Origin of the sequence: Streptomyces sp. ML-6, assembly GCF_030116705.1 — a bacterium.
Lineage (GTDB): Bacteria > Actinomycetota > Actinomycetes > Streptomycetales > Streptomycetaceae > Streptomyces.
In genome coordinates, this window is sequence record NZ_JAOTIK010000002.1 from 191,840 (window position 1) to 204,169 (window position 12,330).

Here is a 12,330-nt window from a genome sequence, read left to right on the forward strand (position 1 = left end):
GGACGGCGCCGAAGTGTCCACCGCACGCGCGGCCGGGTCGTCTCCCGTACCGAATCCACTGCCGTCCCACCGGACGGCCTTCTGGTCTCGGTCTCCGTCGCACGCGGGCGGTCCCCGGGCGGCCGGGAGGTGCCAGGCCGGCGGGCGACGATGGGGGCGGCCTGTGCGGAACGAGCGTGAGGGAGTCTGGAATGGACGTTCCATCCTCTGCCGGGGTGGTGATCGTCGGTGGCGGGATCATGGGCACCAGCGTCGCGTTCCACCTGGCCGAGGCCGGCGTGCGCGACGTGGTGCTGGTCGAGCGGGACGAGCTGGGGTCGGGCTCCACGTGCAAGGCCGCCGGCGGGGTGCGCGCGCAGTTCTCCGACGCGCTCAACATCCGTCTCGGCGCCCGCGGTCTGGCCGCCTACCACCGCTTCGGCAGCCGGCCCGGACAGGACGTGGACCTGCGCACCCCGGGTTACCTGTTCCTGCTCTCGCGGCCGCAGGACGTGGAGTCCTTCGAGGCGGGCGTCGCCCTCCAGAACGAACTGGGCGTGCCGAGCAGGATGGTGGGGCCGGACGAGGCCAAGCGGCTGTCTCCGCTGATCGAGACGGACGGGCTGCTGGCCGGGGCGTTCTCGCCGCAGGACGGGTACTGCACACCGGAGTCGGCCCTCCTCGGGTACGCCGTCGGGGCCAGGCGCCACGGCGCCACGCTGCTGACCGGTTGCGAGGTGCTCGGGATCGAGACCCGGGGCGGGGAGATCCGCGCCGTGCACACCACCGGCGGCCGGATCGGGACGTCGACGGTCGTCTGCGCGGCGGGCGCCTGGTCGTCCGCGGTGGGCGAGATGGTGGGCGTCCGCCTGCCGGTCACCCCGTACCGCAGGCAACTGGCGTTCACCGAGCCGGTCGCGCCCGGCGTGCCGGTGCCGATGACGCTCGACTTCTCCTCGGCCTTCTACTTCCGGCGCGAGGGCCGGGGCCTGATGTTCGGCATGTCCGATCCGAAGGAGCCGCCGGGCTTCCGGCTCGACCGCACGGACGAGTGGCTGTCCGAACTCGCGCAGAAGATGGCCACGCGGGTGCCCGGCGTGCTCGGCACCGGTATCACCGGCGGGTGGGCGGGCCTGTACGAAGTCACCCCGGACCACAACGCCCTGATCGGAGAGGCCCCGGAGGTCGGCCGTTTCCTCTACACCACCGGGTTCTCCGGGCACGGCTTCATGCAGGCGCCGGCCGCCGGAGAGATCGTGCGCGATCTGGTGCTGGGCAGGGAGCCGTTCGTCGACGTCGGCCCCCTGGACGCGCGGCGGTTCGACGGCGCCGCACAGCTGCGGACGGAGAGCAACTATGTCTGACCGGGCAGGACCCGAGAACCCCGGGAGCACGGCCGCCGCTCCCGCCGATCCCTCGGCGGTGATCGCCGGCTCCTGGCGCGCGGTGCTCGGCGTGCCGGCGCTCACCGAGGACGACGATTTCTTCGAGCTCGGCGGCGACTCGATCATGGTGACCCGGATCGTGTCCTACCTGCGGCGCGAACTGGGGGTCGAGGTGGACATGGTGCAGGTGTGGGAGACCCCGCTGTTCGGTGAGTTCCGGGACGCGGTGACGGCGCAGATGGGAGAGGGAACGACATGAGCACGCACAACGGCACCGGTGACGAGGGTGACGGGAACGAGACCCGCTACGGCGTCGTGATCAACGACGAGGAGCAGTACTCGATCTGGCCCGCGCACCGAGAGGTCCCGGCGGGCTGGCGGGAGACCGGAACGCAGGGGACCAAGCAGGAGTGTCTGGACCACATCGACGTGGTGTGGACGGACATGCGGCCCCGGAGCCTGCGGGAGCAGATGGCCGCACAGGAGGCGTAGCCGGGCGCCCGGCCTCCGTGCACCGGTTCCGCTACGGTGCACCGGGGCCGGAGTTCCGGGTTCGTGGTCCGGGTCCCGAGGCCGTCGTACGTGTCCCGGAGCCGGACTCGGAGTCCTTGTCCCCGAGTCGTGGTCCGTGCCGAAGCCCCGGCGGGCAACCCCGCCGGGGCTTCGGCACGGGCTCTCTCAGGTCCAGCAGAGGACTTCGTCGTCGACCAGGCCGGTGAAACAGGTCAGCAGGAGCCTGCCGCGCTCGGCCGCCGAGCCGCCGCCGAGCACGGCGTGCACCAGATTGCCGTTGATCACGCACAGGTCGCCCGTCGCCACCGGGACGGTCAGCGAGGCGTGGCCGGTCAGCAGCTCGGGAGGGTACGGGTACCCGCTGTGGCTGAGGCCCAGGCGCGCGCGGCTCCGGTCGTCGGGCGCGATGTTCCACAGCCGCAGCTGTCCCCGCCCCCCGGGGACGTGCGGGTAGACATTGACCGCCATCACCCGCCGGACGCGCTGGATCTCGAAGCCGGCCTGGAGGGGATCGCTGAGTTGTGCGAGATCGTCGTGGGGCAGCAGCAGGAACTCACGGGAGTCGTTGTTCCAGCACACCGCCTTGGACGGGCCGGCTTCCCGGCCGTCGTGTCCGGCGGGGCGGACCACGCCGATCCGCTCGGCCAGCGCCTCGCGCAGCCGGGCGATCGGGTCCCACGCGCCGTCGTACAGGGCGGCCACGGCCTCCCGTGCGTCCGCTGCGGCCTCGAGGTAGTCCCGGGTGGAGAGGTCGATGTGCGACGCGCCGAGGATGTGGGCCTCGATGCCTTCGGCGCCCTCGCCGTAGCGCGGGGTGCGGTGCGGGGAGTCCCAGAAGTTCCGCGTGAGGGTGGCGCACTGGGCCGCGGGCACGAAGTGCCGTACCCGGTAGGCGGCCAGTCGGCCGTTCAGGACGTCCAGTACGCGCTCGATGTCGAGCGCGCCCTCGCTCTCGTGCAGCTGGAAACGGTCGGCGGGCAGAACCTCGCCGGTGATCGACGGTGCGGTGACTTCGGTGGTCATACATCCTCCGGCTGGGTTTCACGCCCATGCTGGAGGGCGCGCCTGCCGGGAGGGCGACACGGCCGCGGCACCCCGTCCGGGCGGATGCGCAGGTGGGCCGCACGACGCGGCGGCGGCCGCGAGTCGACTACGGAATCGGTGCCCGCCGCCCCCGGTGCGGGCGCTGCCCCGTAGCGTGCCCATAGGCCGGCCCGGCGGCCCCGGCCGAGCAGCGAAGTTGCCCCCGGGGGCGCGTCAACCGGATGTCTCCGGGGCGCGGCCCGGTTCCACGACGATGCGTACATGACGGCAGGAAATCAATCGGCGGCGCGCCGCCGGGAACTCCTCGGTCTGCTCCTGCGTCGCGACGGCCTCGCGCGGGACACGATCGGGCGGGCCGCTCGCGACCGACCGCTCCCTCTCTCGTTCGCCCAGCAGCGGCTGTGGGTGCTGGACCGGCTTCTCGGGGAGAGCCCCGTCTACACCGCTCCGCTGGCCCACCGGATGCGCGGGCCGCTCTCCGTGCCCGCGCTGCGGGCGGCGTTCACCGACGTGGTCGCGCGGCACGAGGCGCTGCGCACCAGGTTCACCACGCACGGAACCGAACCCGGGCAGGTGATCGACGAGCCGGCGCCGGTTCCCCTCGCCGTGGTCGACCTGACCGGGCACCCGGCCGCCGAGGCCGAGGCGCGCGCACTGGCCCGTGCGGAGGCGGCGCGGCCCTTCGACCTGGAGAGCGGGCCGCTGCTGCGCACGACCGTGCTCGTCCTGGCTCCGGACGACCACGTGCTGTTGCTGAGCATGCATCACATCGTCGTCGACAGCTGGTCGTTGGGCGTGCTCTTTCGCGAACTGCGCACGGCGTACGAGGCCCGGCTGGCGGGGCGCCCCTGCGAACTCCCGGAACTGCGGGTGCAGTACGCCGACTTCGCCGCGTGGCAGCGCTCCGCGGCCACCCGCGAGCGCTTCGCGGCGGATCTGGAGCACTGGGTCGCCACCCTGCGCGGCGCGCCGCAGATCGTCACCCTGCCGCAGGACCGGCCCCGCCCGGTCGTGCCCACGTACAAGGGCGCGGAGCACCTGTTCACGGTCCCTGCCGACACCTCCGCCGCCCTGCGCGGGCTGGCGGTGGCGGAGCAGGCCACGCTGTTCATGGTGCTGCTCGCGGTGCTGGACGCGCTCCTGGCCCGCTACACCGGGGAGGAGGACGTGGTCGTCGGCTCGCCGGTGGCGGGGCGCGATCTCGCCGAGCTGGAGCCGTTGATCGGGTTCTTCATCAACAGCGTCAACCTCCGTACCGATCTGTCGGGCGACCCCACCTTCCGCGAGCTGATCGGCCGGGTCCGGCGTACGGCGCTGGACGCCTTCGACCACCAGCAGCTGCCGTTCGACGTCCTGGTCGAGCGGCTCCAGCCGGTGCGTCAGCTCAGTGTCCACCCGCTGCACCAGATCAGCTTCCAGGTCACCGAGCAGAGCGACCGGTCGACGGACCTGCTGCTGGCCCAGGTCGAGGGCGGTGTGGGCGAGGCCGCGCCGGCCCTGCCGGACGTCGAGGTGACGGCGTTCCCCACCGGTACCGGCACCCACCACTTCGACCTCGCGATGGGGCTGGCCGAAGGGCCGGACGGGCTGGTGGCCCGGCTGGAGTACGCGGCCGACCTCTACGACGCCGGGACCATCGAACGCTTCGCGGACAGTTTCCGCACCTTCGCGCGGGCCGCCGTCGCCGCGCCCGACACCCCGATCTCCGCACTGCCGCTGCTGGGCGAGCGGGAGCGGACGCGGGTGCTGGAGGAGTGGAACGACACCGCGCGGCCCGATGCCGACCAGCGCTGTCTGCACGAGCTGATCGCCTCCCAGGCCCGCCGCAGGCCGGCGGGGATCGCCGTGCGCGACGGGGACCGGGAGCTGACGTACGGCCGGCTCGACGCCTGCGCCAATGCCCTGGCGCACCGGTTGCGCGCCCTGGGCGCCGGGCCCGAGCGCATCGTCGCGGTCTGCGCCGAGCGGTCGGTGGAGGCGGTCGTGGCCCTCGTGGGGGTGATGAAGGCCGGCGCCGCCGTCGTCGTCCTCGACCCGGAGCAGCCGGAGTCCCGGCTGCGCCGCCTGCTGGCCGACACCGGCGCCCTGGCGGTGGTCACCCGGCGCGCGGGGCATGCCCGTCTGCCGCGCGATGTCGTCCCCGTCGTCGAGCTGGACCCGGACCTGACGGTGCCGGCCCACCTTCCCACCACCGCACCGGTCACCGGTGTGGGTCCCGACAACATCGCGCACGCCGTGCACACCTCCGGCTCCACGGGCGAGCCCAAGTGCATCCTCACCCCGCACCGGGGGGCTGCCAACCTCATCGCGTGCGACACCGCCGAGTACGGCCTGGGCCCCGGCGACCGGCTGCTGCAGAAGGCGCCCTTCACCTTCGACGCGTCCATGTGGGAGGTGATCTGGCCGCTGACCGCGGGCGCCACCGTCGTGGTCGCCGCCCCCGGCGGCCAGCGCGACCCGGACTACCTGGCCCGGCTCGTCCAGGACGAGCAGGTGACGCTGGTCCACTTCGTGCCCGTGATGCTGCGCGAGTTCCTCGCCACGCCCCGCGTCGCGCAGTGCACCTCGTTGCGGCAGGTGCACTGCGGCGGCGAGGCGATCACGCCGGACCTGGTGGAGCGCTTCCACGAGGTGCTGCCGTGGGCGGAGCTGCACAACCAGTACGGGCCGGCCGAGGTCTCGGGGCAGACGAACTTCTGGCGGCTGGAGCCGGGGATCACCCGCATCCCGCTCGGGCGCGCGGCGTGGAACACCCGCATGTACGTCCTGGACCGGTACGGCGCCCCGGTGCCGCAGGGCGTGACCGGCGAGCTGTACCTGGCGGGCACGGGCGTGGCCCGCGGCTACCACGGCAGGCCGGGGCTGACCGCCGAACGGTTCCTGCCCGATCCGTTCGGCCCGCCCGGCAGCCGGGTGTACCGCACCGGTGACCTGGTGCGGTGGATCGGCGACGGCAACCTGGAGTTCGTCGGCCGCGCCGACCACCAGGTGAAGATCCGCGGCTTCCGGATCGAACCCGGGGAGGTGGAGGGGCACCTCACGGCCCATCCCGGCGTGCGGGAGGCGGTCGTCGTGGCCCGCGGCGGCCCGTCCGGGGACAAGAGGCTCGTCGCCTACGTCGTGGCCGCGGACGATTCCGTGGTCCCGGGGCTGCGCGCGCACCTGGCCGAGAGGGTGCCCGAGTACATGGTGCCCGCGGTGATCGTGCCGCTCGACGCGTTGCCGCTCAACCGCAACGGCAAGGTGGACCAGCGGGCGCTGCCCGAGCCCGCCGTCACCGGGCGCGGCGCGCTGGTGCGGCCCCGTACCCGCGAGGAGCACCTGTTCGCCGGCATCTGGTGCGCCGTGCTCGGGCTCGAGGAGGTCGGGGTCGACGAGAACTTCTTCGCCCTCGGCGGCGACTCGCTGCGGGCCATCGAGGTGGCCACGCGGGCCGGTGAGGCGGGGTACCGGATCACGCCCAACCAGCTGTTCCAGCACCAGGTCCTGGCCGACCTGGCAGCCGAGGCGACGGCGGTCGGGGCCGGGCGGGCACCGGTCGCGGAGCAGGAGGAGGTCACCGGCCGCTGCCCGCTGACCCCGATCCAGCACGCGTTCTTCGCGGAGGGCGACCCGGAGCGCGACCACCTCACCCAGTACACGGTGCTCGAACTGGCGCCGGACCTGGCGCCGGACGTCCTCGACACCGCGCTCGACGCGCTGGTGGCGCACCACGACCAGTTGCGGGCCGCGTTCCGTCGCGACCGCGACGGCTGGGTGCAGGAGATCCTCCCGCACGAGCCCCGCCGCCGCATCGAGCGCCTGGGGCCGGCCGTCGGGGCCGAGGCCGCGTTGCGCCACGCGGTCGACGGCTTCGACCTCGGGGCCGGGGTGGTCCTGCGCGCCGCGCTGACGGGCCGCCGGCTGGTGCTGGCCGTGCACCACCTGTGTGTGGACGTGGTGTCCTGGCGGGTGCTGCTGGAGGATCTCGGCACCCTCTGCCGGGGCGGTGACCTGCCGGCGAGGACCACGTCCTTCTCGGCCTGGGCGGACCGGCTGCACGAGCGGGCCCGCGACCCGGAGCTCGTGCGGGAGGCGGAGGTCTGGCGCGGTCTCGTGCCCGAGGCGGTGCCACCGCTCCCGCGCGAGGGCGGCGGGCCGGGGGCCGGGGGCACGCGCGACGCCACGGCGGTCATCGGGGCCGAGCTCGGTGAGCAGGAGACGCGCGCCCTGCTCACCGAGGTGCCCGCGGCTTTCCGGGCGGAGGCGAAGGACACCGTACTGGCGGCGCTCGCACTGGCGCTGTGCCGCTGGACCGGCTCGCCGGACGTGCTCGTGGACGTGGAGGGCCACGGCCGGGAGCCGCTGTTCGCCGAGGTCGACCTGACGCGCACCGTCGGCTGGTTCACCGCCGTGCATCCGGTCGCCGTACGGGGCGTCGACCCGGACGACGTAGTGGGCTGCCTGGCCGCGGTGCGCGAGAGCGTCGCGGCGGTGCCCGGCCGCGGCATCGGCCACGGGCTGCTCCTGCGGCCGGGGGCCGAGGGCCCGCTGTCCGGGCTCGCCCGCGCCGAGGTGCAGCTGAACTACCTGGGCCGTACGGACGACACCGCCGCCGCGCACGAGGTGTTCACCACCGTCGGCGATCCGGTGCGCGCGCTCGGCGCGGGCACCCGGCCCCTCCCCTACCCGGTCGAGGTCGTCGCGCAGGTGGCCGGTGGCCGGCTGCGGGTCGCGCTGTCCTACGACACCGGGGCGTTCGCCGCGAGGACCATGGAGGCCCTCGCCTCCGGAGTGGTCACGGCGCTGTCCGAGATCGCCGGGGCCGCCGCCCGAGCGGACGCCGGCTTCCGCATCGGGGCGGACTTTCCACTGGCCGGGCTGTCCACTGCCGAACTGGCCCGCCAGTTCGGCTCCTGTCGGGGCATCGAGGACATCTGCCCGCTCTCCCCGGTGCAGGAGGGCATCCTCTTCCACACGGTGCAGAGCGACGACGCCCGGCTCTACACGACCCGGCTGTCCTGGCAGGCGGACGGGCTGGACCCGGACGCCTTCGCGCAGGCCTGGCGGGAAGCGGCGAGCCGGGTGCCCGTGCTGCGGACCCGGGTCGTGTGGCGGCTGGTCGACCGGCCGCTCCAGGTGGTCGACGAGCGGGCGCGGTTCCCGGTAGCCCGGCTGGACTGGTCGGCGCGGCCGGCGGCGGAACGGAGCCGGGCGCTCGACGAACTGCTCGCCTCCGGGCGGGAGTTCGACCTGGAGCGGGGGCCGCTGGTGCGGATCACCCTGATCGACGAGGGGGTCGACGGGTGGCGGGTGCTGATGGAGGCGCACCATCTGGTGATCGACGGGTGGAGCAGCGCGATCCTCGTCGACGACGTGCTGGCGCTGTACCGGGCCATCCGCGACGACGCCCCGATGCACCGCCCGGCCCGCAGGCCCTTCCGGGACTACCTCGCCTGGCTGGCCGGCCGGGACAGCACTCCGGACCACGAGTTCTGGACCCGCTACCTGGCCGGGTTCACCGAGCCCACTCCCCTGCCGCCGGGCCGGGAACCGGGCCGGCCCGGCGGCCACCAGCTGTACGAGGTCGGGCTGCCGGAAGGGCTCGGTGAGCGGCTGGACACCTTCGTCCGGTCCGCCCGGCTCACCCGCAGCACCGTCTTCCAGGCCGCCTGGGGACTGGTCCTCGCCAGTCACGCCCGCACGGACGACGTGGTGTTCGGCGCCACCGTCTCCGGCCGCTCGGGGCCGGCCGGCATCGAGCAGATGATCGGCATGTTCATCAACACCCTGCCCCTGCGCGTACGTGTCGACTCCGTTTCCCCGCCGGGCAGTTGGCTCCGCGGGATCCAGGAAGCGCGGGGCCGGATGCCCTCGGAGCACACCCCGCTCACGGCCGTCGCGCGCTGTGCCGAGGTCAGCAGGCGCCGGCCGCTGTTCAGCACGGTCGTGGTGTTCGAGAACTATCCGGTCGCCGACGAGGTCCGGACGGCCCTGCACGGCGGCGGGGCCGGGGCGCTGCGGGTCGCGGACTCCAACAACTACCCGCTGACCTTGATCGTCGAGGACGGTCCCCGGCCCGCGGCGCGGCTGATGTTCGACACCGGCCGGTTCGACCTGGCCCAGGTGGACCGCGTGGGGCGCGCCCTGGCCGCCGCGCTGGGCGCGCTCACCGATCCGGCATGCGCCTCGCTCGCCGACGTCCTGCCCCACATCGACGCCGCCCGTGCGTCCTGACTGCCCGGAGGTGCGCATGTTCCACGATCTGGCCGACGCGCTGGAAGAGGTCCTGCCGGAGATCCTGGCCGGTACGAACACCCCCGGTGTGGCGGTGGCGCTCGCCACCGGCACCGAACTGCGCGGGATGGGGGCGGGGTACGCCGACCTGGCCCGGGGGGTGCCGATGACGGGGGCCTCGTCCGCGACCGCCGGTTCGCTGAGCAAGCCGTTGGTCGGGCTGGCGCTCACCCGGCTCGCCGAGGCCGGTGACATCGAGGTGGACGGCCCGATCGCGCCGTTCCTCCCCCCTGGTGCCCGGCCCGCCAATCCGGAGGCACAACAGCCGGTCACGGCGGGCATGCTCACCTCGCACACCGGGGGGTACCGCACCGACATCATCGACGCCGAGCTGACCCGGCCCCGCCCGATCGCCGAGTACGTGGCGCTGCGCCACGAGGCCGGTACCACCCCTGAGTACGGCGGGGTGTGTCCCCTCTACGGGCCGCCGGGCCAATTCGCCTACTCCAGCTTCGGCATGTCCGTGGTGGGCTGTGCCGTCGAGCAGGTGGCGGGGGAGAACTACGCGTCCTACGTGGACCGTTCGGTCTTCAAGGCGCTGGGCATGGACTCCTCCGCCCTGCCCACCGGTTCCGGGCAGCCGTCCCGGTGGGACGAGTTGGTGGACGGTGCGGGCCACGCCACCGGGTACATGGGGTTCGGTCCGTGGTGCGTGCCCTCGCCCGTCTACCACTCGGCGACCTACCCGGGCGCCGGGCTGGTGACCTCTCCCCTCGACTACGCCCGGCTGTTCCAGTCGCTGCTGCGGACCTCCAAGGGCGCCGACGGGGTGGTCGGTCCCGCGGGTCTCCAGGCGATGCTGCGTCCGCGGGTCACCCGCTCCAGCCCGGTCACCCCGGACACGTTCGCGGGGACGGGCCTGGAGATGAGCAGTCCCGAGCGCGACGGCCGGCTGTGGTGGTGGGGTCACTCCGCCGCCTACCCGTGGGGGTACTGGTGGGATGCGCGGGTCTACCCCCACCTCGATCTGGTCGTGGTGGCCATGGCCAACAAGTGGGACATGATGCGACTGCACAACCCGGCCGACCGCAACGCCGCGGGCATCGTGGCCCAGTGGGCCGCCCGCTGGGCCGCCCACGGTGTGCCGCCCCGCCGCCGACGGGCCGTCGGCCGCCGGGAAGCGGTCGCGCCGGGGCCCGAGGCGTCTTCGCTGATGGGCGCCGTCGTCGGGGAGCGGGCGTACGCGGCGCTCGGTCTCACCGGCCGGTTCGACGCCGCCACCGTGCGGTCCATGGCGGAGCGCACCCGCCCGTTCGACGGCACGCCGACGCCCGGTCCCGACGTGGACGCGTTCGCGAGCGGGGTCGCGGACCTCGCGGAACTGGCACCCGATCCGGGGCGCATCCGCCGGTACGCCCGCGAGCGGGGTCCCGAGGCCGCGCTGTGGGCGCTCGAATGCGGCGCCACCTCGGCGGAGTTCCCGCTGCCCGCTCCTGTCTTCTGCGCACCCCACCGGTGAGGGGCCCCGATGTATCTGACCCAGCCGTTGCACCGGGCCCTGCAGCAGTACCCGGACCGGATCGCGACCGTGCACGGGGAGCGGGCGCGTGATTTCGCCACCCACGTCGACCGGGTGGCCCGGCTGGCGGCCGGACTGCGCTCGCTCGGGCTCGCCCCCGGCGAGCGGGTCGCCATGTACGCGTTGAACTCCGACCGCTACCTCGAACACCTCATGGCCGTCCCCTGGGCGGACGCGGTGCTCGCCCCGGTGAACACCCGCTGGGCGGAGCCGGAGGTGGCCCTCGCGCTGAACGACTGCGAGGCCCGGCTGCTCGTCGTGGACGACGCGTTCGCCGCCGCGGTGCCGGCACTGCGCGACAGCTGCCCGGGGGTCCGGCACGTGGTGTACGCGGGCGAGGGGCCCGCTCCCGAGGGCTGCACGGACTACGAGGAGCTGATCGCCGCGAGCGCCCCGGTGCCGGACGCGCGCCGGCGGGGTGACGCGCTGGCCGCGCTGTTCTACACCGGCGGCACGACGGGTGCCCCCAAGGGCGTCATGCTCAGCCACGCCAACCTGCTGACCTCCGCCCTGGGCTGCCTGGCATCAGGGTTCCTCGCCACCCCCGGCGGGCGTTTCCTGCACACCGCGCCGATGTTCCACCTCGGGGACCTCGCGCACTGGGTCATGCAGTCGGTGGCGGGCAACACCCAGGTGACTCTCCCGGGCTTCGACCCCGCCGCGCTGCTCGCCGCAGTGCCCGCGCACGGGGTCACCGACCTGTTCCTGGTGCCGACGATGCTTCAACTGCTGCTCGATCATGAGGACTTCACCCCCGAGCCGATGGCCGGGCTGCGACGGCTGGTGTACGCGGCCTCGCCCATGCCCAGACAGTTGCTGGACCGGGTCACCGCGCTGCTCCCGCACCTCGAACTCGTACAGGCGTACGGCATGACGGAACTGTCGCCCGCGGTCACCCTGCTCTCCCCCGCCGACCACGGCGGGCCGCACCGCTACTCGGCGGGCCGGGCCGCCGCGCACGCCGAGGTCCGGGTGGTCGCCCCGGACGGCACGGTGGTACCGCCCGGCGAGGTCGGGGAGATCACCTGCCGGGGCGGGCACGTCATGCAGGGGTACTGGGGCAGGCCCGAGCAGACCGCCGAGACGGTACGGGACGGCTGGCTGCGCACCGGCGACGCGGGCTACCTGGACCCCGACGGCTATCTGTACGTGGTCGACCGGATCAAGGACATGATCATCACCGGTGGTGAGAACGTCTGGTCCGGCGAGGTGGAGAACGCCCTGCGCGAGCATCCCGCCGTGGCCTCCTGCGCGGTGATCGGGGTGCCCGACGAGCGGTACGGCGAACGGGTGCACGCGGTGGTGGTGGCCGCCCCCGGCCGGCGTCCCACGGCCGCCGAACTCGACGGCCACCTGCGCGCCCGGCTGGCGGGCTACAAGATCCCCCGCGGCTACGACTTCCTCGACGAACTGCCGCTGTCCGGTGCGGGCAAGGTGCTGAAGAGCCGCCTGCGCGAGGGCCACCCGGTCCCGGCACCCCCGGCCGATCCCGTAGTGGGCCCATGAGGTCCGCGCCGCCCCCGCGCCGGCCTGCGCTTTCGCGGGGAGCGGCCCGGCAGCCGAACGACCCGCCCCCGCCATCCGGCTCCGCGACGATGAGCCCGGACGGCGGCC

At 74.0% G+C, this 12,330-nt stretch carries 7 protein-coding genes; 6 read left to right on the forward strand and 1 reads right to left on the reverse strand.

Going from position 1 to position 12,330, the window contains the following annotated elements; all coding sequences use genetic code 11:
- The first annotated feature begins 191 nt into the window (after positions 1-191).
- Genes OCT49_RS34845 through OCT49_RS34855 form a run of 3 tightly spaced genes read left to right on the forward strand, consistent with a single transcriptional unit; the run spans position 192 to position 1,856 of the window.
- The gene (locus tag OCT49_RS34845; RefSeq protein ID WP_283856161.1) at positions 192-1,343 is read left to right on the forward strand and encodes an NAD(P)/FAD-dependent oxidoreductase; all 1,152 of its coding nucleotides are present in this window, start codon (positions 192-194) and stop codon (positions 1,341-1,343) included.
- Positions 1,336-1,623 (forward strand): phosphopantetheine-binding protein, encoded by a 288-nt coding sequence (locus tag OCT49_RS34850; protein ID WP_283856162.1) that lies wholly within the window; start codon positions 1,336-1,338, stop codon positions 1,621-1,623. Before OCT49_RS34845 ends, OCT49_RS34850 begins: the two co-directional genes overlap by 8 nt.
- Entirely contained in the window at positions 1,620-1,856 is a 237-nt protein-coding gene (locus tag OCT49_RS34855; protein WP_283856163.1) for an MbtH family protein, read from the forward strand. The genes OCT49_RS34850 and OCT49_RS34855 overlap by 4 nt, the downstream gene beginning before the upstream one ends.
- A gap of 186 nt (positions 1,857-2,042) precedes the next feature.
- On the opposite strand, the gene OCT49_RS34860 is transcribed toward OCT49_RS34855, so the two are convergent.
- Positions 2,043-2,900: a hypothetical protein gene (locus tag OCT49_RS34860; RefSeq protein ID WP_283856164.1), complete on the reverse strand. Its 858-nt coding sequence runs from the start codon at positions 2,898-2,900 to the stop codon at positions 2,043-2,045.
- 282 nt (positions 2,901-3,182) lie between these two features.
- Here OCT49_RS34860 and OCT49_RS34865 point away from each other — a divergent pair, with 282 nt between their 5' ends.
- The 3 genes from OCT49_RS34865 to OCT49_RS34875 are packed head-to-tail and all read left to right on the forward strand — an operon-like array spanning position 3,183 to position 12,222.
- Complete coding sequence (locus OCT49_RS34865; protein ID WP_283856165.1) at positions 3,183-9,137, forward strand: non-ribosomal peptide synthetase; 5,955 nt, start codon at positions 3,183-3,185, stop codon at positions 9,135-9,137.
- Between the two features lie 16 nt (positions 9,138-9,153).
- Positions 9,154-10,656, forward strand: coding sequence for a serine hydrolase domain-containing protein (locus OCT49_RS34870; RefSeq protein ID WP_283856166.1), 1,503 nt, complete (start codon positions 9,154-9,156; stop codon positions 10,654-10,656).
- Between the two features lie 9 nt (positions 10,657-10,665).
- A complete protein-coding gene (locus OCT49_RS34875; protein ID WP_283856167.1) occupies positions 10,666-12,222 on the forward strand; it encodes a long-chain-fatty-acid--CoA ligase in 1,557 nt (518 codons plus the stop codon).
- The last annotated feature ends 108 nt before the right edge of the window (positions 12,223-12,330 follow it).

Bases quoted from the DNA above. Each gene is read 5' to 3' on its own strand.
- OCT49_RS34870 (WP_283856166.1), top strand. From the start codon at position 9,154: ATGTTCCACGATCTGGCCGACGCGCTGGAAGAGGTCCTGCCGGAGATC.
- OCT49_RS34860 (WP_283856164.1), bottom strand. From the start codon at position 2,900: ATGACCACCGAAGTCACCGCACCGTCGATCACCGGCGAGGTTCTGCCC.
- OCT49_RS34875 (WP_283856167.1), top strand. From the start codon at position 10,666: ATGTATCTGACCCAGCCGTTGCACCGGGCCCTGCAGCAGTACCCGGAC.
- OCT49_RS34865 (WP_283856165.1), top strand. From the start codon at position 3,183: ATGACGGCAGGAAATCAATCGGCGGCGCGCCGCCGGGAACTCCTCGGT.
- OCT49_RS34845 (WP_283856161.1), top strand. From the start codon at position 192: ATGGACGTTCCATCCTCTGCCGGGGTGGTGATCGTCGGTGGCGGGATC.
- OCT49_RS34855 (WP_283856163.1), top strand. From the start codon at position 1,620: ATGAGCACGCACAACGGCACCGGTGACGAGGGTGACGGGAACGAGACC.
- OCT49_RS34850 (WP_283856162.1), top strand. From the start codon at position 1,336: ATGTCTGACCGGGCAGGACCCGAGAACCCCGGGAGCACGGCCGCCGCT.